This window comes from Candidatus Amarobacter glycogenicus (assembly GCF_016704105.1).
Taxonomy (GTDB): domain Bacteria; phylum Chloroflexota; class Dehalococcoidia; order Tepidiformales; family Tepidiformaceae; genus Amarobacter; species Amarobacter glycogenicus.
Map to the genome: position 1 here is coordinate 1 of NZ_JADJAT010000013.1, position 25,685 is coordinate 25,685.

The following is a 25,685-nucleotide window of genomic DNA, read 5'->3' on the forward strand; positions in this document are numbered from 1 at the left end:
TGTAATCAGTGCCCAGTTGGAACCAGGGCATGGTCAGGGTGGCTTGCCACTGTGCTCTCACATGGCAAGAATGGAAAGCCCGACTACGATGCTGCCTAGGAGCGCGGCAGGAGCAGCTCCAGGTAGGAGAAACCTTGTCCTGTGACCAGGCGCTTCGTGATTGCCGTGAGTGCATAGACCGTTACAGATGCCGCTGTCAATAAAAGCACTGCGGCCGGAAACAGTGCCAGGTTTTTCCAGCCTTGACCTGCAACAAGGAGATGGACAAATGACAGGATGAGCAGTGCAACTATGAGAATCACATAGCGCCAGTCTTCGGTATACGTCCAGGAGCCCTTCAACGAAAGTCCTGTTTGACTCTGGGCACCCTCTCCCCAGATGGCTACGGCATCATCGAGGAGATACTGGTCTGGTAGTGCTGCGCCATGAGGCTGGCAGGGGTTTCGGTAGTCGCTTCCGCCTTGTCCCCGGCTTCATCGCGATGCATCGGATCAGTCAGAGAACGCGGTGTAGCAGCAAACGCTCCTCCCCGTAGGGCAGATGCTGCCGAAAAACTTCTCAGGTATTGCCGCCGTTCGTCGAGCGGCACGGACGGTGAGCCGCCAGCCGGCAGCACAATCCTGGCCGGTGTTGGCGAGAAAAGCGCAGCATTATCGGTGACGCATGACCGGCGCGATTTTCACTTGCGCTGTTGAGCCGCCTCCAAGAAGTGGACGGTGGCTTTGAGCAGGTTGGCATGGTTGTTTTCGACGGTCTGTCTGATTTCAGGCTGAGCCAGGGCCGTGCGACGAACGACTTCGTACAGCAGGTCATGACCGTCCAAGAAGTTGGCTAGTGGTCTGTGGATTTTGCGTTGGCAGAGATGTTCCAGCGCGTATTCCCAGGTCTCCGCTTCCACCATCTCGGATCGGGTGTCGCTCGTCGAGTGTTGCTGAGTATTCTGACCAGACTATCCAGCCATACGGCCATCTACGGGCCGGGAAACGGTGTGGGTCGCAATCGTGTCGGCACGCTGCGGCTGGTTGCGCGATCCATCCGCCTTTTCCCGGTGTATGGCGAGCACGAACTTGCAAAACATCATCCTGTCAAGAACAGCCGCTGTCCACGCCTCTGAGACCCCGCCTTGTTCACTTGATTCAGGCGTCGAAGGGAATTCACTGGAGAATTCGCACGTCCTGAACGTAGCGGGCGGCAGGTGGAGCGGATCTGGCCATTCTTGGGCCAACCTGTCGGTTGCCAGGCGCCAGGCGTCAACGGTATTCTCCGGCACATCAAATCGCACCGGGTGACTGCCGGCGTCATCGGGCCACCATTTTGCCTCGTAGCTCTGCCCTGTGGAGCGCAATCCATCTCATCTTCGACCTCGCATCTTGTTGCGCTTAAAAGCCCGCGTCGCCGCAGTTCTTCCTTCGTGATCCGAATCGAGATTTCGCCTGGTTCCTGGTCTTTGGGCTCCGGACCGCCGCATTTGCCTGAGCAGTTCAGGAATGCTGAGGTCATGCTCTGCAAGCTCGCGATCAATCCAAGATCCAAACCAGTCCTCGATCAACCCCACGCGAAAGCGGTGCTGCCCCTGTTCTCCTGTGAGATACCCCCGTTCGGCCAGGCGACGGAATGCCGTACGCAGGGGAACGCTTAGGCGCGAGGTCCTTTTCTTGCGAGAAATCCCACTACTGAGCAGAAGGAGCGCCTGCCGCTTCCTCTGCTCCAATGATGGTCATAAAGGTGTTTGCACGTTTGCTCGATCGAGTTCACTGCTTCAATCCGCTCACCTGCAGTCGCCGGTCGTTCCGTTCATCAATCTGCAGGAGATGGTGCAGCACGGCCTTGGCATAGTACGGCCAGTTCCAGAAGTCGGCTCAACTCCTGAATCTCAGTATCCGATAGAGACTCAAAGTAGCTGCGAACGATTCCACAAAGTCAGTTTCTTCGAAGGGGCGAAGCTCTATCGGCTCGCTGCGCAGGCAATGGCGAACCCCTCAAGGGTTCTACCGTGATAGGGATGCCTGACCATGGCCACGATCACTTTGACTCCAGGCTCATCATCACTGAGTCTGTAGACTGTCGAGTAGACCTTTTTTCCATTCCTCGTCGTCCGCCTCGGCGCATTGCTTCAAGATCGAATCGAATTCATCTATTCCCACGACTACAGTTTTGTCAGCCAGTTCTTTCTTTCTCGCCTGATAAGCGTACCAAAAAGCCGATGCATCTCGCACCTCCACATCGGATATGTGGGGGGTGGCCTCCGGGCGAAGGATCTTCTCCATCTCGTGTAAGAACGCCCTATAGAAGTCTGCCGCCGATTGAATTATTTGCCAGGGAACTTCGAAGACGATAAAGCCTTTCTCGCTCCGACATTTGTTCAGGAGCAGCCGCAGCTTGAGGTCTTTCAACGCGGCGCTCACCGATAATCACCACAGCTTTTTGGATTGCTGGCGAAAATAGGATGTCCAGAGCTTTCCGCTTAACTGCGTCCCGATCGAAAAAGTCTTTTGGGCTCTCGTCTGAAGACTCGTCATGCCAGACATCTTGTGCGAACTTCAGTTGCAAGTAGGCCCGTTCAGCGCTCATGGTCAATCAATCTCCAAAGGCAATAGATGAGAATCAGCGGCTTGGGATGACGGTTCCCTGGGTCAATTGGTAGCCGCGCTTGCGCAGGGTCTTCAGGTAACGCTGCTCCTTGTCCCCCACGGCCAGACGCAGTCGGTAGATCAGGGCATCGAGGCTCTGATCGGTAGGCAGGTATGCCTCATCTTTGCGGTGCAGAGCCTCGTACATTTCCTCACGCGCAACCACACGCCCGGCATTGCGAGCCAGGTGCAGCAGCGCCTGATACTGCAGGTTCGGCAGCTCAGTCTCGATCACCCGCGCGTCCAGGTAAACCTTGCCGCTCCGCTCGTCAATGCAGATTCCCTGCTGACTGATGGGAGCAGCAGGGATCACGCCCAACCGCTCGCTCTCCAGGGCGCGTTCTGGCCATTGCTTCAGCCACTGGCCCAGCAGCAAAAGCCGCAGCCGGTAGCCGCCGTCGGCCAGGGGAACAGGTAGTGCTTCTGCTCCAACTTTCGTGCTGCCACGCGCTGCGAGACCCGCCAGCGGGCTGCTTCGTCGCCGGTCACGGCGCAGTCGGCTCCGCGCGGCCACAGAGAGCAAGACATATCGCTGGTCATCGCTGAGCTGTTCGTAAATGAACTGAGAACATCTGTGGCCTCCGGTCTTACTGCTGCGCGATTCAGGATCTGCTCCCCATCCGGACGTGGAAAGAATGTCTTCCAGGCGTGCCCCTTGAATAAGGCGATCGAAGACTTCGGCGGCGAGCAGCCTGGCGAAATAGGGATGTCCGCCCGAGGCCAGGTAAATCTGTGCAAAGAGCCCGCTCCGCCTGGTTGACTCCTCTACGAAAAGGACGCCAACATAGCATCACAATCCCCCGCGATCGAGCGGCGACAAATAGAGAATCAGCGAGGATGGTGGGCTGCCAAAGGAGGTCCAGAAGAGTTCTGGGTCCTTCAAGCTGGAAACGACAAAGGCCACCGGCAGATTGGTTTGCTCAACGATATAGCGCACAAGCCCAATGATCTGGTTGGCTGTGACGTTGTCGGTCACCTGCCACAGCTTGTCGAACTCATCCAAAAAATGAAGAGCCGGCTGCTGCGCATAAACCGCAACATATCCTCCGATTTCAGCGCCGAAGCGGCCAAAGCTCGTGAATAAAAGGTCCTGTCGCCAGCAGCGTCGGAAGATGCAACCGCCTGGCAAACCCGCTGCACGCCATCCCGCAACTCACGGGCGAAGTCATCCAGGGTTCGAATACCGGCTGGCTCGATGGAAAAGGAAAAATAGGGAGTTTCACGGCTTGACGTTTCCTCATCGAGTAACGTCTTTAGTCGATTGAGAAATGTGGTCTTACCGATGCAGCGTCTCGCCATGCACAAGGATCAGGATATCCGACGTGTGAAGCAGCGTCTCTCCAGCGCGACGTAACTCCTCGCTGCGACCGAAGAAATCCTCACTGGCTTTGACCGGCGATGGAAAGCGCGGCGCACCGGATTGGACACCGAAGGTCTCGTAGGTACAGGGAACGGTTAGGCTCGCCGCTGCCCTCCAACAGGATGGTTGGCTGCTGTCCATAGTTTCGCACACGGAGTGCAACGTATTGGATGACCTCCATGACGCTCAGTCGCGCATCGCCATTGCGATCCACCGCGCCCTGGTTGCGCAGCGCCTCCAGCAGATAATAGGTGAAGACTCCGTGCTTCTTCTCCGCTGTTTCGATGGAGGTCTCTTCTAAAGCTGAAGATGCCAGCATGGCAATTCCCTGCACGTCCTGGAAACCTGTTTGGCCTGGTTCACAAATTCCTGGGCGCTTTCCGCAGCAGCCTTGCCGCCCAAGCGTGCGCCCAGGTGACAGGCATCGAAGATCAAGATTTCACTGCGGCTGCGCTGGTTTCGATGATGTCCCGCACGTGCGCCAACGGGATGATTGTGTCCTCGAACAGTTCATCAGACTCTGTGTCCGATGGACAGAGGCAAGGCCGGTTTTGCAGCACAGCGCCGTGTCCGGAGTAGTAGAAAAGCAATGTGTCTTTCTCTCGTGCGCTGCGGGCCAGGCGGTGCAGCTCCCGCAGCACATTGCGCCGCACGGCCTGATCGTGCTGCGGATCGCTGCTCTCCAGTAGAGAAACCTGGTTGGGTAGGAAGCTGTATGGCGACGAGGTCAGTAGTTGGCGCAGTTCTTGGGCGTCATTTACGGCAAAGCGCAGATTGGAAATTTCGGGACCATGGTAACGGTAGTAGTTGATTCCGGTCAACAGTCCCCAATATCGAGCGCGATCAGTCACGATGGAACCTCCCTGCTGCACTGCTTGTATCTTACCCCGGACCCGAAACATTTGCTTGATGGGCTGTTGGTGTTATTCTGACGCAAATCTGACGCAGATTATTAGGTGCCCCGCAGGCCAAAACTCGATCTCGTTCGCAAAACTCACATCCGATCACAAGGAGCGCGGCGAGCATCAAATTGCGAGACAAGGTATGATTCCTCTGCGCTCTCTGCGATCTTTGCGGTGCAAGTTTGGGATTGCTGACGCCACAGCGGGCATTTGCCCAGGTTACGGTAGAATTGGGAAACGGTAACACTGCGCCGCTATGCGCCCAACTTCGAGAGACACATGCATACGCAAGAATCGCCTCTCTTCTTTGGTGAATGGCTCAAGCGCCGGCGGCAGAACCTCGATCTGACGCAGGCGAAGCTGGCCGAACGCTGCGCTGGCTGCACGGTCTTTGCCCTGCGCAAGATCGAAAGCGGCGAGCGCCGGCCCTCCAAACAACTGGCCGGGGCTGTTGGCCCAGGCGCGGGAGATCAAGGGCGCTGCGCTCGACGCGTTTCGTGACCGCGGCCCAGGTCTGCCGCCTGGTGGAAGGGATGCCCCTGGACATCGAACTGTCCGCGCCCAGGTAGGGGCTGAGCGTCACCGCATCCACGCCCAACTGGTCGAAGATCACACGGGCGTACGCGGCCGCGGTGGAGCCAATGTCCCCGCGCTTGGCATCCAGAATGACCGGGGTGTCAGGCGGGATCAGGCGCAGGGTGGCCTTGAGAGTCGCCAGGCCGTCGTCCAGGGCCTCGTAGAAAGCGATGTTAGGCTTGAACGCGCAGACCAGGTCAGCCGTGGCCTCGATAATGACCCGATTCCAGGCCAGGATCGGATTGGCGGCCTGGCGAAACGCGGCCGGAACCGCTTCCGGCGTGGGGTCAAGGCCAACGCAGAGCAGAGAGTTGTTCTTGCGTGCCGCGGCGGTCAGTTTAGAAAAGAAGTCAGTCGCCATATCGAATTATGCTTCCGTATTCCTAATACAAGAACATTGGCTTGCCCAGCACGTGGCGCACTTTGGGGCGATATTCGTTGATGTCATACAGTTCGTCCACATCCACGCGCTTCTTGCCCTGCATGATGGTGCTGATGGGGATGTGCGTGTAGGTGCCGCCCTGCAAGGCCACCATGCGACCCGACGTGCCCTCGGCCACCAGGTCCATGGCCATGTTGGCATAGTTGAAGGCGACCATCAGATCGAGCGAGTCAGGCGCGCCAGAGCGCATCAGGTATAGCAGGGGTTGATAGATCATGTGCGAGCCGGTGAGCGCCTGCAGGGCCTCGGCCATCATCTCACCAATGCCGCCTAGCTTGCGATGACCGTAGGCATCCTCCTGCCCGTATTCGATCACTTGACCGCCGAGCATCGTCGCGCCCTCAGAGATCGTGACCATCGCGTAGTTACTTGGATTGGACGCCTTGTCATGCGCCAGCATCTGCGCCAGCCGCTGAATATCGAACGGCACCTCCGAGATGAGCGCGCGGTCTACGCCGGCCAGGTAGGCCGAGATCAGTGACGTTTCGCCCGAATTGCGACCGAACAGTTCGACAACGGCGATGCGCTCGTGCGAACCGGCGCTGGTGCGCAGGTTGTGAATGAAGTTGACGCTGCGCGTGACCGCCGTGGAGAAGCCAATGCAGTAGTCGGTGCCATAAACGTCGTTGTCCATCGTCTTGGGAATAGCCACCACCGGGAAACCTTCGCGATGCAGGCGCTCGGCGTAGCTCAGGGTGTCATCGCCGCCGATGGGGATCAGCGCATCAATGCCCAGCTTCTCCAGGTTCGACAAGACATGCGGCGTGAAGTCATGTTTGCCCGTGGCCGCGGGGTCATAGTTGGCGCCGCGTAAGAAATCAGGCACTTCATTGTTGCTGACCCGCGCCGGGTTGGTGCGACTGGTGTGCAGGAAGGTGCCGCCCGTGCGATCCACCGTGCGCACGGTCTGGCGGTCGAGGGGAATCAGGTGTTTTTCACGGCTGGCTGGCTCGTTGGCGTCGAAGTGAAGCAGGCCGCCCCAGCCACGGCGCACACCAACCACGCGGCAGTTATCGTCTGCCGCGCGATAAACCAGGGTCTTCAGTGCGGGGTTCAATCCGGGAACGTCTCCACCACCGGTTAAAATACCGATGGTCTTCTGTCGGTTAGGCATCGTCGTATCCTCTCTGCGCAAACGATTGACTGGGGGTCATGCGTCATCGAACTTTGCCCTACGCCTTGCCCAGAACCGCGGCCAGCAGCGCCATGCGGATGTACATGCCGTTGCGCATCTGGCGGAAATAGGCGGCACGGGGATCATCGTCCACGGTGTAGGCAATTTCACCCACGCGCGGCAGCGGGTGCATGACGATCATCCGCTCCTGGCCCGCGCCAGCGAGCGCATCGTCAACCACGTAATGCTCCTTGACGGAGTCATAGAGCGTCAGATCGGTAAAGCGCTCCTTCTGCACCCGCGTCACATAGAGCACATCGGCCTCGCCAATGATGTTATGAATATCATCGGTTTCACGAAAGGAGAGGCCGGCGCTGTGTACTTCTTCGGCGATCTCACCCGGCAGCCGCAGCATGTCAGGCGAAACAAAAACCAGTTCCACCTGATACTGCGTGAGCAAGCGGGTCAAGGAATGAACCGTGCGGCCATACTTGAGGTCACCGACCATCACCACTTTCAGTCCGTCCACACGGCCCAACTCTTCTTGAATCGTGAAGAGATCAAGCAGGGCCTGAGTCGGATGCTCGCCCACGCCGTCGCCGGCGTTGATGATCGGGACGTGCGCGTAGCGGGCGGCCGTGGCCGCAGCGCCCACCTCAGGATGACGCAGCACGATGGCATCGGCATAGCACTCCAGGGTGCGCACGGTGTCGGGCAGTGACTCCCCTTTGCTGACCGAGGAGTAGACCACTTCGTTGATGCTGAGCACGCGACCGCCCAGGCGCACCATGGCCGCAGCAAAGGAGGACGAGGTGCGGGTGCTTGGCTCGTAAAACAGGTTGGCCAGCACATGGCCGTGCAGCATGTCAGCCGTGCCGAAGCGCTCCACCATCGAGCGCATACTGTGGGCCACTTCGAAGATGTGCTCCAGCTTGGGGCGATTGAACTGTTTGACTGACAACACATGCTGGCCGAACCAGCCGTTGGATGAGTGCGGCATGAAAAAACCTCTTCATTCTCTCGATTTCTTTCATTCGACAACCGGCGCCGCCAGCACGCGGCCGGCGCCGGGCGCGGCCAGCACAACGCCATCAGCAAAAACCACCTGGTTGCGCAGGACGACGCGGCGCACCGCGCCATGCACCGTGAGGCCGCTGAACGGACTCCAGTCGCACAGGGTCTGGTAGCCGCTGGCGGGCAGGTCGTAGACAGCAGCGGCGTCCACTTCGACCCAGGTTTGCGCTTGCTGGCCGCCGGCAGGGAGATGAAAGATACGGGCCGGATTGTGATGCAGGCGGGCGACGAGATCGTCGAGGGTCAGGCGACCTTCATGCACCGCGGTGAGCAGCAGGGGCAGCATGGTCTCCAGGCCGGGTACGCCGGGCGGCGGCTGGGGGGCGGCCTTTTCAGCCGCGGTGTGCGGCGCGTGATCGGTGGCAAAACAGTCAATGACATCCAGGTTCGCCCAGAGCGCGGCCCGGTCGGCGGCCGTGGCCAGGGGTGGCTTCATCTGACCGCGGGCGCCCAGGCGGGGCAGGTCATCCTCGCACAGCCACAGGTGGTGTGGCGTGACCTCGCAGGTGACCGCCGCGCCATGCTGCTTGGCCCGGCGAATCAGCTCGATCTCGCTGCGCCGGCTGACATGGCAGACGTGCAGGTGCTGGCCGTAGAGCTGTGCCAGCGCCAGGCAGGTTGCCAGCAGCAGCCCTTCGGCATGCACGGCGATGGGGCCGGGGCCGGGCCAGGTGCGGAAAAAGGCCATCAACTGGGCCAGGTCTTCCAGGCGCAGGGAGCCAAACGTCTCACTGACGTAGATCTTCAGACCGCAGGCGTAGGGCGCGGCAGCCGCGGTGATCAGCGGGTCCGTGTCACGCGTGGCGCCCAGAAAAAGGCCGACATCGCACAGCCCCGGCCAATGCGGCGCGGTGCCCGCTGGCAGGGTTTCTTTATGTTCGTAGCCGGGTTCGCGCAGATGGACATGCACGTCCACCAGACCCGGCAGGCGAATGGCGTCCATGCACATCCTGCAATGAGGTATACTTCCAAACCATGACCGGTTCGGCGGCTCAAGCGGGGTGAGCCGCGTTATTCTACCATTGCAGGGCCGTTTTGGCAAAAGGGCTTTTTTGGGATTTTCTCTGCGCCTTTGCGTTGCATAACGATCTTTACACAGGTGTCTGACCAGTGCAGATCATGCCCCTTTTCGTCATGCCAGTTGCACAAGGGGGGCGGGGGCGGGGGGGGCCCCCCGGGGGCGGCCCCCCCCGGGGGGGGGCGGGGCGGGGGGGGGGGCGGGGCGGGGGGGGGCGCCCCGGGGGCCGGGGGGGCCGGGGGCGGGGGGCCGGCGCGGCGGGGCGGCGCCCCGGGGGGGGGGGGGGGGGGGGGCCGGGCCCCCCGGGGCGGGGGGCGGGGGGCCCCGGGGGGGGGCGGGGGGGGGCCCCCGCGGGGGGGCCCGGGCCCCGGGGGCGGGCCCCGGGGCCCCGGGGGGGGGGGGGGGGGGGGGGGGGGGGCGCGGGGGGGGGGGGCCGGGGGGGGGGCCGGGGGGGGCCGGCCGGCCGGGGCGGGGGGGCCGGGGGGGCCGGTTTTGCTCCAAAAAGGCGTTTACCGCCATAATGCCACTCATGCAAGTGGCCTGGCTCGTGCAACGCCTGATTGACTGGTTGACTGCGCTTGCCACGTGGTATTACAACCGCAAATACGGTGCGCTGGCCTCGCGTCTTGGCGGCGGCGTCATGCCGGGCGATGGCCGGCGTGGATTTCTCATCGTTCAGATTGACGGGCTGGCGCATCGCTATCTGTTGGATGCGCTGGCGCAGCGCCACGCCCTACCTCCAGCGGCTCATCAAGCGCGAGGGCTGGCGCGTGCGCTGGCGCTGCGGTCTGCCAGCAGCACGCCGGCCGTGCAGGCCGGTTTACTGTTCGGCAACAACTGGGACATCCCGTCATTCCGCTGGTATGAAAAAGAGAGCGGCCAAACCATTGTCTGCAAGGTGCCAGCGCACCTGCAGCGCCTGCAAGAACGCCTCAGCGCCGGGCGCTACGGCATTCTGACCGGCGGCTCCAGTTACTTCAACCTGTTCGACGGTCACGCGCGCACCTCTTTCCTGACCCTGTCCGCGCTCGATCGCCAGCATTTTAGCCAAAATGTGCGCGGTTCGTTCTTCTTCCTGCTCTTTCTCCTGACCCCGCGCCGTTCGCTGCGCGCCCTGTGGCTGTCCCTGAGCGAATATGCCCGCACCCTGCGGTCGCGCCTGCATGGCACGTCCAAGCCAGGACCGCCCGTCGCGCCTGCGCCGCCTGCGCGCCAGCCTGACCGCGCCCCTGGCGACCCTGCTTTCACCCCTGGCGCCCGTGACGCTCAACGTCATCTTTCGCGAGATTCAGACCTTCGCCGTGGCGCTGGACATCTATCGCAGCGTCCCGTCCATTTACACCGATTACTACGGCTACGATGACCGCGCCCATCATCATGGCCCTCTGTCCGATGAAGCCCTGGCTGCCCTGCGCAGCATTGATGCCTGCATCCGCGAGAGCTTGACCAGGTGCGCCGCCAGTTCCGCCACCGCCGCGCCATGATCTGTTCATCTTTTCCGATCATGGGATGAGCCGTTGCCGGCCCTTCGCAGAGCTTTTCAGCAGACGCTGGGGACTTCGTGCGCACGCATGTCGGCCAGGCCGTGGTGGATGTGCAAGGCGGGCAGGCGCCCTGGGCTCTCCATGCAGGATGAACTGCTGCACAGCGAACTGCAAGCCGCAGAAGCAGGCGTCGCCGCGCAGTCAGCGCCCGCTGCGCCTCTTGCGGCGGGCGTTGCGTCGTGGCTTCGCCCCAAGACCCGAGATCAAGCCGACTATGACCTGACCCGGCGCAGTGATGTGATCGTACGCGTGGCCGGCAGCCTGGCGCACATCTATTTCAAGGTCACCCCCGCGCAGATGGACATCAGCGAGATCGCGATCCTCTATCCCGACCTGCTCAGCGCCCTGCGCGCCCACAGTGGCTTTGGGTTGGTGCTGGGGCGTGAGCAAGGCAACGCGGTCTGCGTGACGCCCGCGGCGTGCTGCGCCTGGATAGCCCACAACTGGCGGCGACACTCTGCCGCATCTGGCCCGACCCGGCCGCGCTGCAGCAAGTTGACCGCCTGGTACGCTTTCCGCACAGCGGCGACCTGGTGCTGCTGGGTACCTGGTATGCGGATGGGTCGGTGGTGGGCTTTGAGGAGCACGTGGCTACGCACGGCGGTCTGGGCGGGCCGCAGGATTACCCGTTTTCATCACAGCGCCGGGCGTGGATTGGGACCTGACAGGCGTGACCAATGCGACGCAGTTACACGATTTCTTCGTCAACTGGTACGGCGATGCAGCCGCGGGCCGCGCGGGTCACATCGTCACGGAAGCCCCTTAGCTTCGCTGGTCGTGACCACTGTTTCCTAATAGCACCCCACCTGTCCCCAGGCCGACGCGGCCGCGGCCACATCGGCCGCATCTATGACCCCATTCGACACCAGGTCATACAGCCGGTTCCAGGCGGGATTGCCGCTGTCAAGGCCCCAGTGCGCGGCCACGGCTTCCACATCGTTGATTGCCACCTGACAACTGCAGTCAATGTCGGCCGCTCGGCAGACCGCATAGCTGATGCGCAGGCGCGGCCGAGGCCGGGTTCCCTTCATAACTGACGGCGTCGAAGTAACCCGTGTTGGTGGTTTCGCTGCGCAGAAGGAAAGCCAGCGCGGCGTTTGGCTGCCAGTTTGGCCGGTCTACCACCTCTTGCACCATCGCGGCCAGGTTGGGTGATGAAATCCACCCCAGCGGCGTGATGGCCGCAAAGCTCCAGGCGCTACTGGCCGTTGTGGTCGGCATCGCTAATGGCGCCAGCGTCTGAAAGTCGGGCGCATCGTCCAATGCCGCGCCACGCACGGTTAGATTGACGGCGCCAGACGCCTGATGGTAGGTGCGGTTGATCTCCAGGCCGGCGTCCATGATTTTGACGTGAAACGGCACCGCGACGTCCTGAAAGCGCAGGCCGCCCAGCAGTTGATTGCTGTTGGCGTAACCCAGGCGCACGACGATGGCCGAAAGATCGTTGTAGCCGCTGCTGATGCGCTGCGACGTGTCATCGAGGCCAGAAATCACCTGGAACTGGCCCAGGCTCGGTGTCGAGGTGGGGGTTGGCGTCGCCGTTGGGGTGGGCGTGGCCAGGAGCAGATCGGCAAAATCGTGCGCCGTCGTTTGCCCGGCGCTGACCGCGATGTTGACCAGGTTGCTGCCCGGCGCGGAGGTGAAGCCGGGCGGGTCTGTTTCTTCCAGCCGGTACGCACCCGCGTCGATGTCGCGGAAGCCGTAGAGACCATCCGCGCCGGTGGTCATGTCGAGCAGGGGCGTGCCGTCGGCCTGTTGCAGCCAGATGACCGCGCCGGCCAGGGGCGGCTCGCCCGCCTGATAGGTGCCGTTGCCGTTCAAGTCGTGAAAGACCAGGCCGGCGACATGCCCGCGACCAGCCTGTGGCGTTGGCGTGGCCGTGGGCGACGCGGTGGGTGTTGCCGTCGGCGTGTTCGTCGGCGTGGACGTCTTAGTGGGCGTGACCGTGGGCGTTGCGGTGGGGGTGGGGGGCGCAACCTGGTAATGCAGAATGATGCCGTTGTCACCAACCGCCCAGCCGCTGGTGCTGTCGAGCATGTCAATCCACTTCAGGGCGTCGGTCAGCGGGTTGGTCTGCGGAGTCCAGGTTGTGCCGCCGTTGGTGGTCCAGAGGATCGTTCCCACATCGCCGACGATCCAGCCGGTCTGGTAATCAGTCATATCCAGGTTGAACAGATGCAACGTGGTGTTGCTCGCCTGGGGCGCCCAGGTGGCGGCGCCGTTGGTTGTGTGAATGATGACGCCCCCACTGCCGGAGACCCATCCGTTGTTCACATCCAGGAAATCAATGCCGTCCAGGAAATCGGCGTTGGTGCCGGGGTAGGTGCGTGTCCAGGTTGCGCCGCCGTTGTGGCTCGTCACGAAGGAATCCCATGCGGCCACGCCAAACACGTCGTTGGGCGTCGCGTAGCTGGCATCGCGAATGTTGATGCTCATGTCGGCCGTGGAAAACAGCCAGGTCGCGCCGCCGTCGCTGGTGCGGAAGACATAGCCGTCTCTGCCCGCGGTCATCGCGTGCTGGTTGTCATAGCCTTCCACGAACCACAAGAAGCCGGTGTGCATGTCGCCGTTGGCCAGGCGCGCAACCTGGCGCGTCCATGTCTCGCCGCCGTCGGTTGTGCGGAAGAGGGCGCCGTAACGGCCGGACACCCAGCCGGTGCTGGCGTTGACCGGGAATTTGACGCCGCGCAACCAGGGGTTGTCAATGCCAGGCTCAGACTGCAGAGCCACGCCATCCAACATGCGCCAACTGACGCCGCCATCGGTTGTCTTGAGGATTTGCGCGTAATCGCCCACCGCGTACACGGTGTTGGCATCCACGGCATCCACCCCTTTGAGTTCCGTCACCGCGGGCGGCGCCGCGACGGCAAAGGCGCCGGAACCCTGCTTGTGCAGCACCAGGTGCCCCATGCCGGCTGCCCAGACATCGCCATCCGCGGGCAGCGCCAGCGCCAGCAAGGATTGGGCCTGTCCTGAATTGCCCGGCAGCCAGCTATTGGCGCCGTCGAGCGTATACCAGGCCACGCCCCCATCGCCCACGAGCCAGCCCTGCTGGGCGGAAGAAAAGGCGATCGCACGCAGCGCATGCGCTTCCGCCAGGGCTTGCGTGGTCCACACCGCGCCGCCGTTGGTGGTGCGCAGGAGGGCGCCGTTGTCGCCGACCGCCCACCCGTTCTGGCTGCTGGTGAAGGTCACGGCATGCAGCCAGGAAGTGGTCACACCAACGGCTTGGGGCGTCCAGGTCGCGCCGCCGTTCGTCGTGGCGATGACCGTGCCCAGGTTGCCCACGGCCCAGGCGCGGCTGGCATCCCAGGCAAACAGGCCGTCCAAGTGATTGCTGGTGCCGCCAGACTGCACGGTCCAGGCGCCGCCGCCGTTGGTGGTGCGCACGATGGCGCCGCTGTAACCAGCGGACCAGCCGGTGCTGGCATCCACCATCGCCAGGGAAGTCAGGCGCAACGAGGTGGGTGACCCCTGGCTGGCCCAGGTGAGACCCGCGTCGGTGGAGCGCCAGATCTCGCCATTGGCGCCGACACGCCAGCCCGTGGTGGCATCCACGAAATCCACGGCGCCGAGATCAACGGCCGGCGCGGCCAACTGATAGGCCCAGGTGTAGCCGCCGTTGGTGGTGCGCATGAACTGGCCGTTCTTACCCACGGCCCAGCCCAATTGGCTATTCGCGAAGGCGATCCCCGTGAGGTCATCGGCGCCATGCCATTGCGCCGTCCAGGCGCCTGGCGTCGGCGGATGGCCGGAAGCGGCGCGCGCCACATCCGCAACAGGGGGCGGTTGCCGTCAGAACCACAAACAAAAGCGCGCCGCAGAGCAGGAATGCACCCACGCCCCGGCGCGCACGCGAACTCAACTTCCACATACGACGTTTACTCCATGCCAGATTCTACTTACCGGTCGCCAAGCCGGTCGCAACCGCGGCTTTTCACCGGCAACTGGGGCAGTATAGCATGGAGAAGTAAAAGCTCAAACTCATGCCTGCGACACGCAGCGGGCATTTGCAGCGTCCGCTGTCAACGGCGCGGAAGCGGGGAATTCAAGGGTAAAGGTCGTGCCTTGACCAACCGCACTGGTCACGCTGATCTGGCCCCCATTTTGCAGCACGAGCGCCTGCACGATGGAGAGACCCAGGCCGACGCCGTGCTGTCCCGACCGCCGGCTGCGCGCCTTGTCGACGCGGTAAAAACGATCGAAGATATGGAGGCAGATCCGCCTGGGAATGCCACTACCGGTATCGGCCACCCGCAGTTGACAGCGGTCAGGCATGGCCGCAACCGATAAGTAGATCTGGCCGCCCGCGGGCGTGTACTTGATGGCATTGTCCAGCAAATTGAGCAGGATTGCCTCGATCTGCTCGGGCCAGACGCGCAATGGCGGCAGGGATGGCGACAGTTGCACCTGCAGGGTCAACCCTGCACTCCGCGCCCGCAGCGTCATGGTGGCGACGACGGCCGACAGCACAGGTCGCACGTCAATGGGCGTCAGCGGCTGGTGCTGCACCGCCTGGCTGCTCTCCAGGCGTGAGAGATCGAGGAGGGTGCTGGCCAGGCGCCCCAGGCGGTCCGCCTCGCTGTCAATCTCGGCCAGGTACCGACCAGCCAATTCTGGATCATCCAGGCCGCTTTCCAACAGCAGCTCACTGCGCAGCTTGATGTTGGTCAGCGGCGTGCGTAGTTCATGGCTGGCATTGGCCACAAATTGGCGCTGCTGCTCCAGGGTCTGGCGTAACTGCGCGGCCATGTGATTGAAAGCAGCGGCCAGCGCGCCCAATTCGTCGGCCGATTCCGTGGGCACCTGTTGGTTCAAATCACCGGCCGCAATGGCCAACGCTGCCTGTTCCAGCGCGCGGATGGGCCGCACCAAGCGGCGCCGTCCACATGAGAGCAGCGCAATCAGGACCAGGGCCAGCAGGCCAGCGATGGCGAAGCCGAGCAGAGAGGTGCGGATCGGCTGCAAGATCATCTCCAGCGGCTGCGCCAACTGCACCACCCCACGGTCCTACCACTCTGCTGAATGGGCGCCGCCGCATACAAGGTCGGTTGGCCGTCGTGTGGATCGGTGCGCACATCATGCTGCGTATGGCCTTGCAGGGCAACCTGCACCTCGATGTGTGCAGACTGATTGCCAATCTGCGTGATAGACAGCGCACTATCGGCCAGCGCGTTGCCCAGCGGGGTGAGGATCGTGACGCGTGTGCCTGTGTCAGCCGCATACACCGAGGCTATTTGCTGAAGACGCGCACTCGACGGGGGCGGCTCGACACCTGACATGGGCGCTTGTGTCCCAACTTTGTCCTTCTGATCCTCTTGGCCCTCGTGGTCATCTGTCCCGGCAGAAGGCTTCTCCCTCTTCTCGTCCCCCTGCTCAGCTTCCCAGTTGGCAAAGCGCTCGAATTCGGCCTCGTAGCCGCTGAGCGGGTCCTCCAGCGCGTTAGCAGCGAGAAAAGCGGCAATCTCCAGATTGTGCGTGGAGGCTTCGAGCTGCGCCTGGTAGATGGACTGACTGACGCGCAGCATAAGCAGGGCCAGGACAACGAGAAAGAGCAGGGTGAAGGTGAGAACGATGCGCGTCTGCAGATTGCGCTGCCAGGGCCAGCGGGCAGCCGTCTGCTGAACGGGTGACAACACCGGACTAGTCATGGCTCTGGATCTCATCAGGCGACAAAAGACGATAGCCAACCCGCGCACGGTCAGGATCAAGACCGGTCGGCTCGGGTCCTGCTCCAACTTTTCACGCAGCCAGCGGATGTGTACGTCCAACGTGCGCGGATCGCCAAACCAGGTTTCACCCCAGGCGCGATCCAGGAGATCGCTCCGCGACACGACGGCGCCCTGCGCATCCAACAGTACCATGAGCAAATCATACTCGCGCTGGGTCAGCGCCAGCGGCTGCCGTCGCGGGTCACCTGGCGGCGCCGCCGGTCAATGCAAAGGCGCCCCAGATTCAGCAGGGCGGCGGCTGGCGGCACAGGCGCGGCCTGATCGAGCGAGACCCGGCGCAGCGTAGCGCGCACGCGGGCCAACAGCTCACGAAAGCTGAAGGGCTTGACGATGTAGTCATCAGCGCCCAGTTCCAGCCCCAGGATGCGGTCCATCTCCTCGCCACGCGCGGTCAACATCAGAACCGGCACCGCGCTCTCCCGACGCAATTCACGCACCACATCCACCCTTGCACCGGGGCATCATGACATCGAGCAGGATCAGATCAGGTGAGGTGGTGCGCCTTACTCAGCGCCTCCGCGCCATCGAAGGCCACCTCGACGGCGTAGCCCCCCTGCATAAACTGGCGCTGCAGCACCTCCACGATCATCTCGTCATCGTCAGCCAGCAGAATAGTCGTCTTGCTCGCCTGCACCATGCACCCTCACCTCAGCGCCACAGATCGGCATCCACAACGTCCGCGGCCAAAGCGGGTCTGAAACCCCCTCCGCCACGGAACTTTCGCACGCCCGTGTCAGGCATTGTAGCACGCTGCGCCTGCCTTCGACCAATCGGGGACGCGGATGCAACAGCGTGCGATCTCCCCAGGCTGCGAAGCGGCCCGGCTCAGCCCGCCGCCGCCTTGCGCGACCGGCCTTCCGTGGCCAGCAACCGGTAGAGAGTCAGAAACAGCACCGCGCCAGCCGTTACCAGGTAGAGAACCTGCACGCTGCTCTGCTGCGAGTCGCTGCCGAGCATGACAGCATGCAGGAGCACTCCCAGTGCGCGATGAAGCTGGTGTAATGGAGCGCCCGCCACTGGGCCTGGCCCAATTGCTTGCGCGTATGGGAACTGAGCACCAAGAGCAGCAACAGCCAGAAGCCCAACTGCCCGGCTGCAACCAGGGCCGGTTCATGGGTCCCGGCGAAGGGGACTAACACCGCCCGCAGGGGAAGCTCAGGTAGCGATCGCCCATCAGGATCAGGCCGTGAAAGAGAGTAAAGCCCACGGCCACATGGCTCAGGAATTGATGGGCGTCGAGCAGGACAGGCGGTCGCAGCTTGCCCTTGCCAATTTTGGAGCTGAGCAGCATGCCCCAGACCACCGAACCCCACAGGAGCAGGTAAGCCACAAAGCCGGCCGCGCGGCTCCAGGTACCAGTACGACTGGTATCTGCCGCCAATCCGGTCGCCCAAGCCGATGGCCAGGCCAGCAGTTGCCAGGCCCAGGCCGGCGAGCGATCCGAGCACGGCGCCCCAGAAGGTCTCAGGGCCGTCGGGCACGATGGCCTGCTGTTGACGGTGCGGCGCAGCGCCGGCGGCCGATTCCCAGGCCGCAGCGCGGGATAAGCCGGCTGACGTTCGATGTTTGTGGTCATGACGCGTACTCCTGCAAAATTGTTGTTGGCCGGGGTTCAGATGGCTGAGCGGCAAGCGGCCGACCGTCTGTTGCTGACCTCGCGACCGATCCAGCAGGCCGCGCAAGTTGCGGCTTCGCCAGGTAGCGCTGCCCTGCCGGCTGCCCAGGATCAACGCGACCTTGGCGGCCACCTCGGCGTCGGCGGCCGTGGGCGCCAACACCGTGACGCTGTGCAGATCACTGGCGCTTGGTTGGCCGGTGCGCGGATCGAGCAGATGATGCATGGCCCGCCCGTTGCTGGCCCAGCGCCGACCGCCGATGCTGCTGGTCGCTACGGCGCCGCTGCTCACAGCCAGGGTGAACAGGTCGTGCTGGCGTGAAACGGGTTCTGCACCGCGATGGGCCACGGCTCCGCTAACGGCGCCGACGATACCATGTCGCCGCCGGCATCCACGAGCACCGGGCCATGCGCAGCCAGCGTCTGCGCGACATCGTCCACCGCCCAGCCTTTGCCGATGCCGCCCAGGTCAAGGGCCCAGACCGGCCGGCAACTCCACCATCATGGCGGCGGGATTCGTACGCACACGTTGATAGCCCCAATCCAGCGCCGCAGCGCGCCGGCGCAGCGGGGATGGCGGCGGCAGTTGTTCAAAACTGCGATCATAGCCGCCTGGCGCAGCGCATACGGCAGCGTCGGATCGAACAGGCCCGTCACTGCGGCGCGGCCTCGGGGCGGCAGTCAGCACGGGCCACAAGAGCGGCAACACCGGCTGCGGTCCGCGCCCGGCGGCGTTCAAGCGGCTCAGGCCCGAATCAGGCCGAAAGCGGCTCAGTTCAGCCTCGATGGCGGTGAAGCGTTGCGACGCCTGCTGCAACCGTTCCGCGGCCTGGGCGGCAGGTTGCCACAGCCAGATGCCGACCTCGGTGTTCACGGCAACCGCAAGTGGATCCGATGCAGCATCTTCACGACCGCCGCGTGCGGGTGACCGGTTGCTGAAACAAAGGCCTGGGCGGCAGCGCCAGGCGACCGGGCTGTTGGCCCTGGGTCTGCACCTCAGTTTGGGTCGGCGCTGGAGTGCTCGTCCGCCTCACGGTCCAGGCGGCTGGGCGGTCTGGGCGGTCTGGGCCGATTGGTCGAAACGAGCGACAAGCGCACTGCCGGCCATCACAACAGCCAGGCTGACGGCCAGCAACCCGCTTTTCCAGGTCAGACTGGCGCTGGCCGACGGCTGACGTTGATTCACAGGGGACTTCTGCGGATCAGTCATGGTCATGTTCTCCTTCGTGTTCGCCTCATGCTCGTGTTCGTACCCCGAATTTAAAGCCAGAGATCGGCTGATTCTGGCCGGCCTGCAGCGCGTTGATCTGCGCGTAGGCATCCTGCAGCGCCTGGTGGCCTCCTGCAACTGCCTCGTAGGCCGCAATGGTTGCATTGCTGTCGGTCGGCTGCACGGCGGGATCGGCGGCTGGTGTCACGGCGGCGGCCACGGGACAGCGCCTGCACAGGGGCAGCACGGCCGCCAACCGGTCGGACAGCAGTATCCCGCCGGTGACCAGGGTGAGCACAAAGGCGGTCAGCAGGGCAAGATGATAATCGCTTTGACGGTTCGTCTGAGATCGCATCGGTTTACCTCCTGAGGTCATCATCGTTTTGCACGGGTAGCGCCTGGTTGCTGTCAGCAGCAGGTTCGTGACAGGCGCCTCAGCCTTGCATGTGCTGATGATACTCCCAACGGCGGCCTCGTGGGTGAAGCGCAGGGTGAACGCGTTAAGGCGCGTTAAATGCAGTTGACGCCGCAGTCAGTGGGGCATATAATCAGAGAAGCCGCCCATGTTGTGAGTGAGTTTGACTGTCGTAAGAATGTTGTAGTCGTACACAAACGGGCAACGCATCGCTTCATTTATATCGGGGCCATCGGGGGCCATCAGACAGGGTTGCCAACTCAAGGAGAACAAGGATGAACATCACACGAATAAGCGACCGAAGTTGCCAACTTTTGCGAAAGTTGGCAACTTTGCTGCGGCACGCTGTCGCTGCTTGGGCTGCTGACAGCGTGCGCCGCCCGCCTCACGCCTACCGCCGACCCTGCCCTGACCCCCCACCGCCCACCGTCCAGGCGGCCGGGGTGGCCCTGGCGCTACCGCCTGCAACCCAAGCGCTCCGTTCCCGATCAGGCCATCCCCACCGATAATCCCCGCGACGCCGACCGCGGTCGATTGGGCCGACAACTGTTCTTCGACCCGGTGCTCTCGACCACCCGCGCCATGTCGACGCGACCTGCCATCAGCCCGATCTTGAAGCTTCCAACGGGCAAGTGGTCAACACGCGCGACCGGGCGCACCGACCCGCAATGTGCCGACCTTGTGGAATGCGGGCTCAAGCGTTTTCCCGAACTGGGATGGTGACTGAGACGGCCCCTGGAATCACGGAGAAGGCTGCCCCCCTGACCCTGCCCCATGACATGGCTGCCATCCCCACCGAACGTGGAGGCCAAGCTACGGGACTACTGGTATCCTGTCGTTATTCAGTCCGGGCGTTTGGCGGCGGCCCAGAATCGGTGACTTTCGACAATGTGGCGCGCTGGCGGCGTTCCGACGCACTGATCAGCGATGACGGCCCCGTGGACCGCTATCGGCTGGGCGGCGACGCCACCGCGCTGACCACCACACCACAGCAACGGGCTGGCGGTGTTCTTTAGAACAGGCCACTTGCTGGCAGTGCCATCAGCCACCCACCTTCGCCAGGGCCTGCTCGCGCGGTGGGCGTGGACGTTATGGATGCCGGGCGTACTGGCGTGACTGCCGACGGCGTCCGCGGCGCATTCAGGGTGCCCACGCTGCGCAACATCGCCACCACGGGGGCCTTACGTGCACAACGGCTCCTGGCAACGTTGAGCGCAGTGATCGAATTCTACGCCCGCGGGCGCCGGCCGACTACGGCGTGCCCTACACGTTGATCGCTTTGCTCAAAGGTTTCGAGGCACGAGCGATCAGGAGCAGGCTGACCTGGTGGCCTTTTGCAGGCGTTGACTGACGAGAGCCACTGCCGGTCGCGCCCTCGCCGGCGCTCTCCGGCCTGCCGACCATACCAGCGCCAACAGTAGCGCTGACGCGCTTCGACCAGGCCAGCTGAATAAAACGGGCACTGCCAAGTTGGCGGTGCTCGTTTCTTCAGGTTCCGGCAACGGGTATCGCCGCCGACAGCGGGGTCAGCGCCAGGGAGCTGCGCTCGGCGCGCCAGAACTGCCAGGAACCGGCCGACGACAAACCGGGACGACACCAAAACGCGAAAGCGACAACGATGAGGTTGGGTCAGTCGTCCGAATCCGTCAAGCTCGACGGCGGGGAGATCGCGACGCTCAACGCTCGGATCGTGTTAACGTGACCAGTCTTGCCGACATCCGCATCGGGTGACCGGTTGCCCGCGGCGTAAGTACCACGGCCTCCGGCGCGGGTACGGCGGAGTCCATCGAAATGGAAGGTAGCCACGCGGCGCCGTTATTGTGCTTGGCGCTGGTCTGCGTGACGTCACCGTCCGTGATCTCTGCGTGTCGCCCCCCGGGCTGGCCCCAACGTGCCGCCGGTCGCGGAGACATGAGGCTCAACCGCGGTCTGAGCGCCAGGGCGGTGCTCTGCATGGTGGCACGTAGCCGGAAACCGCGCTCTCTCCTGCAAACGGCCGTATGTGGGCGACGTGAGGCTGGCTAACGACCGGCTCGCTGCACGCCGCCGCGGCAAGCGTTTGCACGACAATACCAAAGTTAGTGGCCAAAGGGTTACCGGAATGGCCGACGAGATCACGGTGCTGGAAGCCCAAATGGGCGTTGCCAGCCACAGCACGACAAACAGACCGCCGATGACCACGAGAATCAGGATAAGGGTTTTCTTCATTGTTTCCTTCCGTTCCGCCGCGACCAACGCGCGGCCTCCAGGCCAACTACCATCGCACGCACCGGGGGGCATCACTGGGAGTCAGGTTTCATACTGCTCATAGCACTGCACAGCCCAGGCAGGCAACGCGGGCATTCCATCATCACCTCGGTCACTAACAATGATGCCGTTGCGATCAAATCGATCGGCTCTCATAGCACTGTTAATCCCTCGTGGATGACAAGCGGTTCCCGTGGAAGGCTGGCGAACAGGTCATTGGTGTCAACGGTGCATGATCACCAATTCGGGTCGGCCACCGTGAGCACGAGGTGAGCGTGGTCGGCTGCGACCCCACATCGGGACCGGAGAAGCGGGGCCAGATTCGCGTTGTGTTGTCTGTCCAGCAGTACTGCGCGGGGTAGGGCCCCGGCAGGTTGTGGCTCCAGGTGGTAATGGTCTCGCTCTGCGGCGTACCAAGCACGATGTTCTGGTTACTCACTGACTGCGCCGTTGATGAACTGCTCAGGGGCCTTGCACGTATTGCCGGTGCAGCACTGACCGATGGCGGCATATCCGCGTCGCCCTCCACGCGGCTCTTGTGCTGGGTGACGTCGAGCCGGGCGTTGTGGCGCGTGCGGCGTCGTCATTGTATTGACCCCTCTCCTGGCTCAATGTAGTAGCGGAACCAGACTGATCCTCGGCGCGGTGAGTACCCTTCGGTGTAAGGCGCGCTCTGCAACCACCAGGCTTCGGTAGTCTGATCCACCCACTGCGCGCCGTCCCACAGGTCAGGGGTATCGTTACTGTCGCCCTTGACAGCGATGTCAATACGCACCGGCGGCCGATAGTTGGCCTCCTGGTCCTGGTCGTTGCCCCAGCCCTGGCCGTAAGACGCGGTCACGACGCGAAAGCGGCCGTCGTTGAAGAACTGGAAGTGCTGCTCGTAACGTTAGTGGTACGGACTGCGCCCCAATTGGACATACGGAAGTCCTGCACACACCCCAAAAACGATGATCGCTTCGCCTGTCGAGGCAGGTCGCGCACCTGGGTCACGCCGTAGGGGTAGATGGGAAAACCGCCGCCCGCCGCCGCCCCAACGGTGTAGTCACAGTAGCCCCAATTGCCTGGATAGTAAAGGCGTGCCACTCCGATCCAGCTTCATGCGGGTGGCTGACCTGCGAGCGCCGCCGATCGTCGTAGGTTAGGTTGGTAATTTCCAGCGTCGGTCGGGGTGGTGCCGGTAGTCAAGGTTCCAACCGTTACGAGTGACGTGGATGGTGGCGGTGTTACCAGTCGCTCAGAACCGACGCCGGTCGGGGGCTATAGGCTGGGCTGCGCAAGTCCTGCGGACGCTCCGACCACCAAATCTTCTCGATCTTGTCCTCGGTCAGATCCACGAGCACCCAGACGGCGCCGCTATCGGTGAAAAAGGTCGTACCCGGCGCAGAGATGGCTTCCGTCACAAGGCGTGTCCATGTGATGCTGATCCATCCACGCAGATCTGGTCCACCGGATCGGGGGCGACAACCAGGGCCGCCTCCGCATCGGCGCTCGTGCGAATCAGTCCGGGAAACGGCCAGCTGATAGGGGCGCTTGTTGATCAGCGGAAGGTGTTCGCGGCTCGAACGGGCCAACGCGCACTCCCTGGCCCTGGTGGACATTGCCGTTACTGTAGCGTTGCGGTCGAAATCGGATATATCTACCTGGTAACGGTGCCGTCCGAATCCACGCGATAGCCAGGCGCATAGGGGCCGAAGAAGGGAAAATCTCAAACACCTCGGCGCGGTGACCGGCGACAAGTTCCTGCACCCGGAGCGATGCTGCACGCCAGGGTCCTAGGCCGCCTGTGCCGGTGTTGTCATGGCCTGCTCGGCCGGGTTGAGGGGAGTAATGGGGCCATTCGCGACGGCGGCGGTCGGCAGCCAAAAGCTGCTCAACATGGTCAGCACCGCGACAAAAGCCGACGGATGGGCGCGAAACGATGGGCGGTAGTGAAGATCCTGTTTTCAATACTTTTCTCTCTTCGACATACGAGACACGAAGAGATGGGACAGCCGCGCCTGGACCGGAACGACCGCCGGGCGCAGCGGCCAGACAAGTGGTTCGCCGGAGGCAGAAAGCCTGACCGATCATGCACTGGTGCAGTCTCTCCGCCAACCCGCAAGGGCCGTAGTTTAACACAAAGACTTTTGACCTGTCCGGCGGTGCCGGGCGCGACGCGACTTTTCGCCCGTAAAACAGAATGCCGCTATCCCATCCGTAATCAGAAGGAAGAAGCCGTGGCCTTGCGCCTGCCCGTGAGCGGTGCGCCCCTACAAGTTGATCGAGGGCGGGGCGCTGACGCGCGCCTGCCACACGCGTGGGCTGCAACGACGGTGAAACTGCCACTGGCAAGAGTCCAGTGGTGTCCAGAACGCGTTTTGCGCTATATAAATGTCAATGTGAAAGCAAATAAAGAGTGTGATGGCGAGTGAATGCCGTGGCCGCCGTGCCGGCTTAGGCAGCACCCTGGAAGCTTCATGCGCGCCCATGAAAATGCCAGGCAGGTCTGAGGAAAACAGCGATGAATCTACCACACAGCCTCATCCGCCGTCGCGGCCAGCAGTTTTTCGCCGCTCCTCAATAAAATTACCAGTTTCACCCAGAAGCTGAGCAGTGAAGCGCTCAAATCTGCGTGGGCTGGGCCGCTGTGGCGTTTCTTGCGCCAACAGGAACAATCGCCCCGCGCGCAGCGCGCCGGTAAACCACCGCGCTGAGCAAGTATCGCTATCTCACCGGCCTGCAATCACCGCCTAACCTATGAGCTGCGTGATTAAACAATCGGGACGATCATGCGCGAATCATCTACACCGACCGGCCAGTTGGGGCCTTACAGCAGCACTGACATCTTAGTAAACGCACGGTCTATTCATCATCAACATGCGCGAGCTGTGTTGTTCTGCACGCAACGAACCGGCGCTTTGCCGACGCGCGCACCATGTCATCGTCTGGGCGGCGAGCGCATCTCGGCCTGCGGCCTGGGCGCCAATGGGATGGGGATCCCATCGGCAAACTGGCGCTCTACACCTGCGTGCGCGGGCGTGCATCCCACCTCCCAACGCCCATCACCCTGGATGTCGGCACCAACAACCAGGCCCTGCTCGACGATCCGCTCTCCATCCGGCCTGCCGCAAAAACGTGAACGCGGCAAGGCCTCTGATCGTCAGGGAGGTTGCCATTTCGGCGGCGCGACGCACTTCTGCCGCTTTGTTCTTTGGATTTCGAAGATTTCAGCAGCATGAGCGCGATTTCCGCCTGCTGCGCAAATGCCGCGAGCGTATCTGCACCTTCGATGATGACGTTCAAAGGCACCGCAAATTGCCCTGGCGAGCGTCTGTTCGGCGCTGCGCCTGACCGGCGGCCGTCTCTGGCTGACCAGCGCTTCGTCTTCCTGGGTGCAGGCGAAGCCAGCGTCAACATCATGAATCTGAATGTTCGGTGACAGCCTCGAAAGCGAAGGTTTATCAGATGAAACTGACCTCCTTTACGGGTTTGTGGATTCCAGCTTTGGTGGTAAGCCGTGGCGACCTCAGCGTTCCCTGGCACCAATTCTTGCCCCCGATCATGGTTCATACCCGATCTTGCCGGCGTGGCGGAAGCATTCGTTGCGCTGATCGGCGTATCCGGCGTTAAGCGACACCGCCTGCGCGACAATCGTCAGGACGGTCGGACCGCATCGTCCGCGGCCAATCATCACGCCCTTCTCCAACGCATCGGTGAATCCAGCGCGCGGGCGCAAACCACCAGCCGGATGGACGAGCGCGCCACCGTGTTTGCCAGCAACAACCCATTCGAGCCAGTGACGGTTGCGCGACAGAACCTTCGTG

30 protein-coding genes are annotated in these 25,685 nt (G+C 62.8%); 6 read left to right on the forward strand and 24 right to left on the reverse strand.

Annotated features, from left to right (window positions below; translation table 11 throughout):
- Window positions 1-95 precede the first annotated feature (95 nt).
- The 11 genes from IPG14_RS10795 to IPG14_RS10845 form a co-directional block, all read right to left on the reverse strand.
- Window positions 96-302, reverse strand: a complete 207-nt coding sequence (locus IPG14_RS10795; RefSeq protein WP_343391821.1) for a hypothetical protein — start codon at window positions 300-302, stop codon at window positions 96-98.
- A 377-nt stretch (window positions 303-679) separates the two neighbouring features.
- Entirely contained in the window at window positions 680-901 is a 222-nt protein-coding gene (locus IPG14_RS10800; RefSeq protein ID WP_343391822.1) for a hypothetical protein, read from the reverse strand.
- Between the two features lie 1,144 nt (window positions 902-2,045).
- Window positions 2,046-2,405 carry a hypothetical protein gene (locus IPG14_RS10805; RefSeq protein WP_343391823.1) on the reverse strand — a complete coding sequence of 120 codons (360 nt, stop codon included), beginning with the start codon at window positions 2,403-2,405 and terminating at the stop codon, window positions 2,046-2,048.
- Window positions 2,406-2,604: 199 nt separating this feature from the next.
- Window positions 2,605-3,144: a winged helix-turn-helix domain-containing protein gene (locus IPG14_RS10810; RefSeq protein ID WP_343391850.1), complete on the reverse strand. Its 540-nt coding sequence runs from the start codon at window positions 3,142-3,144 to the stop codon at window positions 2,605-2,607.
- 276 nt (window positions 3,145-3,420) lie between these two features.
- The gene (locus IPG14_RS10815) at window positions 3,421-3,759 is read right to left on the reverse strand and encodes a hypothetical protein (protein ID WP_343391824.1); all 339 of its coding nucleotides are present in this window, start codon (window positions 3,757-3,759) and stop codon (window positions 3,421-3,423) included.
- Window positions 3,760-4,009: 250 nt separating this feature from the next.
- On the reverse strand, window positions 4,010-4,324 hold the full coding sequence (locus IPG14_RS10820; protein WP_343391825.1) for a hypothetical protein: 315 nt from the start codon (window positions 4,322-4,324) through the stop codon (window positions 4,010-4,012).
- Between the two features lie 97 nt (window positions 4,325-4,421).
- Entirely contained in the window at window positions 4,422-4,841 is a 420-nt protein-coding gene (locus IPG14_RS10825; protein WP_343391826.1) for a caspase family protein, read from the reverse strand.
- Window positions 4,842-5,211: 370 nt separating this feature from the next.
- Entirely contained in the window at window positions 5,212-5,829 is a 618-nt protein-coding gene (gene pyrF, locus IPG14_RS10830; RefSeq protein ID WP_343391827.1) for an orotidine-5'-phosphate decarboxylase, read from the reverse strand.
- 22 nt (window positions 5,830-5,851) lie between these two features.
- Window positions 5,852-7,024 carry an ATP-dependent 6-phosphofructokinase gene (locus IPG14_RS10835; protein WP_343391828.1) on the reverse strand — a complete coding sequence of 391 codons (1,173 nt, stop codon included), beginning with the start codon at window positions 7,022-7,024 and terminating at the stop codon, window positions 5,852-5,854.
- A 58-nt stretch (window positions 7,025-7,082) separates the two neighbouring features.
- Window positions 7,083-8,024 carry an aspartate carbamoyltransferase gene (gene pyrB, locus IPG14_RS10840; protein ID WP_343391829.1) on the reverse strand — a complete coding sequence of 314 codons (942 nt, stop codon included), beginning with the start codon at window positions 8,022-8,024 and terminating at the stop codon, window positions 7,083-7,085.
- Window positions 8,025-8,054: 30 nt separating this feature from the next.
- Window positions 8,055-9,041 carry a hypothetical protein gene (locus IPG14_RS10845; protein WP_343391830.1) on the reverse strand — a complete coding sequence of 329 codons (987 nt, stop codon included), beginning with the start codon at window positions 9,039-9,041 and terminating at the stop codon, window positions 8,055-8,057.
- 604 nt (window positions 9,042-9,645) lie between these two features.
- Between IPG14_RS10845 and IPG14_RS10850 the strand changes: the two genes are divergently transcribed.
- Window positions 9,646-10,479 (forward strand): hypothetical protein, encoded by an 834-nt coding sequence (locus IPG14_RS10850; protein WP_343391831.1) that lies wholly within the window; start codon window positions 9,646-9,648, stop codon window positions 10,477-10,479.
- 600 nt (window positions 10,480-11,079) lie between these two features.
- Window positions 11,080-11,325, forward strand: coding sequence for a hypothetical protein (locus IPG14_RS10855; RefSeq protein ID WP_343391832.1), 246 nt, complete (start codon window positions 11,080-11,082; stop codon window positions 11,323-11,325).
- Window positions 11,326-11,451: 126 nt separating this feature from the next.
- Here the strand turns inward: IPG14_RS10855 and IPG14_RS10860 are convergent, their stop codons facing one another.
- The 8 genes from IPG14_RS10860 to IPG14_RS10895 all read right to left on the reverse strand — a co-directional run bounded on the left by IPG14_RS10860 (window position 11,452) and on the right by IPG14_RS10895 (window position 17,968).
- Window positions 11,452-11,610, reverse strand: coding sequence for a hypothetical protein (locus IPG14_RS10860; protein ID WP_343391833.1), 159 nt, complete (start codon window positions 11,608-11,610; stop codon window positions 11,452-11,454).
- Between the two features lie 13 nt (window positions 11,611-11,623).
- Entirely contained in the window at window positions 11,624-14,431 is a 2,808-nt protein-coding gene (locus IPG14_RS10865) for a YCF48-related protein (RefSeq protein WP_343391834.1), read from the reverse strand.
- A gap of 213 nt (window positions 14,432-14,644) precedes the next feature.
- Window positions 14,645-15,658, reverse strand: coding sequence for a HAMP domain-containing sensor histidine kinase (locus IPG14_RS10870; protein ID WP_343391835.1), 1,014 nt, complete (start codon window positions 15,656-15,658; stop codon window positions 14,645-14,647).
- Complete coding sequence (locus tag IPG14_RS10875; RefSeq protein WP_343391836.1) at window positions 15,631-16,524, reverse strand: helix-turn-helix domain-containing protein; 894 nt, start codon at window positions 16,522-16,524, stop codon at window positions 15,631-15,633. The genes IPG14_RS10870 and IPG14_RS10875 overlap by 28 nt, the downstream gene beginning before the upstream one ends.
- Window positions 16,525-16,547: 23 nt before the next feature.
- Entirely contained in the window at window positions 16,548-16,838 is a 291-nt protein-coding gene (locus IPG14_RS10880; RefSeq protein ID WP_343391837.1) for a response regulator, read from the reverse strand.
- A gap of 38 nt (window positions 16,839-16,876) precedes the next feature.
- Window positions 16,877-17,029 (reverse strand): hypothetical protein, encoded by a 153-nt coding sequence (locus IPG14_RS10885; RefSeq protein ID WP_343391838.1) that lies wholly within the window; start codon window positions 17,027-17,029, stop codon window positions 16,877-16,879.
- A gap of 188 nt (window positions 17,030-17,217) precedes the next feature.
- Entirely contained in the window at window positions 17,218-17,349 is a 132-nt protein-coding gene (locus IPG14_RS10890) for a hypothetical protein (RefSeq protein ID WP_343391839.1), read from the reverse strand.
- A 175-nt stretch (window positions 17,350-17,524) separates the two neighbouring features.
- Window positions 17,525-17,968 (reverse strand): hypothetical protein, encoded by a 444-nt coding sequence (locus tag IPG14_RS10895; protein ID WP_343391840.1) that lies wholly within the window; start codon window positions 17,966-17,968, stop codon window positions 17,525-17,527.
- Between the two features lie 40 nt (window positions 17,969-18,008).
- Here IPG14_RS10895 and IPG14_RS10900 point away from each other — a divergent pair, with 40 nt between their 5' ends.
- Window positions 18,009-18,329, forward strand: a complete 321-nt coding sequence (locus IPG14_RS10900) for a hypothetical protein (RefSeq protein ID WP_343391841.1) — start codon at window positions 18,009-18,011, stop codon at window positions 18,327-18,329.
- 147 nt (window positions 18,330-18,476) lie between these two features.
- Here the strand turns inward: IPG14_RS10900 and IPG14_RS10905 are convergent, their stop codons facing one another.
- The 3 genes from IPG14_RS10905 to IPG14_RS10915 form a co-directional block, all read right to left on the reverse strand.
- Complete coding sequence (locus IPG14_RS10905) at window positions 18,477-18,881, reverse strand: FAD:protein FMN transferase (RefSeq protein ID WP_343391842.1); 405 nt, start codon at window positions 18,879-18,881, stop codon at window positions 18,477-18,479.
- A gap of 156 nt (window positions 18,882-19,037) precedes the next feature.
- The gene (locus IPG14_RS10910; protein WP_343391843.1) at window positions 19,038-19,217 is read right to left on the reverse strand and encodes a hypothetical protein; all 180 of its coding nucleotides are present in this window, start codon (window positions 19,215-19,217) and stop codon (window positions 19,038-19,040) included.
- A gap of 25 nt (window positions 19,218-19,242) precedes the next feature.
- Window positions 19,243-19,572, reverse strand: coding sequence for a hypothetical protein (locus tag IPG14_RS10915; RefSeq protein WP_343391844.1), 330 nt, complete (start codon window positions 19,570-19,572; stop codon window positions 19,243-19,245).
- 935 nt (window positions 19,573-20,507) lie between these two features.
- Here IPG14_RS10915 and IPG14_RS10920 point away from each other — a divergent pair.
- Window positions 20,508-20,648: a hypothetical protein gene (locus IPG14_RS10920; protein WP_343391845.1), complete on the forward strand. Its 141-nt coding sequence runs from the start codon at window positions 20,508-20,510 to the stop codon at window positions 20,646-20,648.
- A 2,457-nt stretch (window positions 20,649-23,105) separates the two neighbouring features.
- Here the strand turns inward: IPG14_RS10920 and IPG14_RS10925 are convergent.
- The gene (locus IPG14_RS10925) at window positions 23,106-23,282 is read right to left on the reverse strand and encodes a hypothetical protein (RefSeq protein ID WP_343391846.1); all 177 of its coding nucleotides are present in this window, start codon (window positions 23,280-23,282) and stop codon (window positions 23,106-23,108) included.
- Between the two features lie 1,514 nt (window positions 23,283-24,796).
- On the opposite strand from IPG14_RS10925, the gene IPG14_RS10930 reads away from it, so the two are divergent.
- Together IPG14_RS10930 and IPG14_RS10935 are read left to right on the forward strand one after the other, a co-directional pair.
- Complete coding sequence (locus IPG14_RS10930; protein ID WP_343391847.1) at window positions 24,797-25,000, forward strand: hypothetical protein; 204 nt, start codon at window positions 24,797-24,799, stop codon at window positions 24,998-25,000.
- 72 nt (window positions 25,001-25,072) lie between these two features.
- The gene (locus IPG14_RS10935) at window positions 25,073-25,300 is read left to right on the forward strand and encodes a hypothetical protein (protein WP_343391848.1); all 228 of its coding nucleotides are present in this window, start codon (window positions 25,073-25,075) and stop codon (window positions 25,298-25,300) included.
- 120 nt (window positions 25,301-25,420) lie between these two features.
- Here IPG14_RS10935 and IPG14_RS10940 read toward each other — a convergent pair.
- Window positions 25,421-25,685, reverse strand: a 265-nt coding sequence (locus IPG14_RS10940; RefSeq protein ID WP_343391849.1) for a hypothetical protein, incomplete at its 5' end; no start/stop codon positions are given.

Bases quoted from the DNA above. Each gene is read 5' to 3' on its own strand.
- IPG14_RS10885 (WP_343391838.1), bottom strand. From the start codon at position 17,029: ATGGTGCAGGCGAGCAAGACGACTATTCTGCTGGCTGACGATGACGAG.
- IPG14_RS10845 (WP_343391830.1), bottom strand. From the start codon at position 9,041: ATGGACGCCATTCGCCTGCCGGGTCTGGTGGACGTGCATGTCCATCTG.
- IPG14_RS10900 (WP_343391841.1), top strand. From the start codon at position 18,009: ATGGCTGAGCGGCAAGCGGCCGACCGTCTGTTGCTGACCTCGCGACCG.
- IPG14_RS10895 (WP_343391840.1), bottom strand. From the start codon at position 17,968: ATGACCACAAACATCGAACGTCAGCCGGCTTATCCCGCGCTGCGGCCT.
- IPG14_RS10915 (WP_343391844.1), bottom strand. From the start codon at position 19,572: ATGCGATCTCAGACGAACCGTCAAAGCGATTATCATCTTGCCCTGCTG.
- IPG14_RS10910 (WP_343391843.1), bottom strand. From the start codon at position 19,217: ATGACTGATCCGCAGAAGTCCCCTGTGAATCAACGTCAGCCGTCGGCC.
- pyrF (WP_343391827.1), bottom strand. From the start codon at position 5,829: ATGGCGACTGACTTCTTTTCTAAACTGACCGCCGCGGCACGCAAGAAC.
- IPG14_RS10850 (WP_343391831.1), top strand. From the start codon at position 9,646: ATGCAAGTGGCCTGGCTCGTGCAACGCCTGATTGACTGGTTGACTGCG.
- IPG14_RS10835 (WP_343391828.1), bottom strand. From the start codon at position 7,024: ATGCCTAACCGACAGAAGACCATCGGTATTTTAACCGGTGGTGGAGAC.
- IPG14_RS10890 (WP_343391839.1), bottom strand. From the start codon at position 17,349: ATGCTCGGCAGCGACTCGCAGCAGAGCAGCGTGCAGGTTCTCTACCTG.
- pyrB (WP_343391829.1), bottom strand. From the start codon at position 8,024: ATGCCGCACTCATCCAACGGCTGGTTCGGCCAGCATGTGTTGTCAGTC.
- IPG14_RS10930 (WP_343391847.1), top strand. From the start codon at position 24,797: ATGTCATCGTCTGGGCGGCGAGCGCATCTCGGCCTGCGGCCTGGGCGC.
- IPG14_RS10875 (WP_343391836.1), bottom strand. From the start codon at position 16,524: ATGGTACTGTTGGATGCGCAGGGCGCCGTCGTGTCGCGGAGCGATCTC.
- IPG14_RS10800 (WP_343391822.1), bottom strand. From the start codon at position 901: ATGGTGGAAGCGGAGACCTGGGAATACGCGCTGGAACATCTCTGCCAA.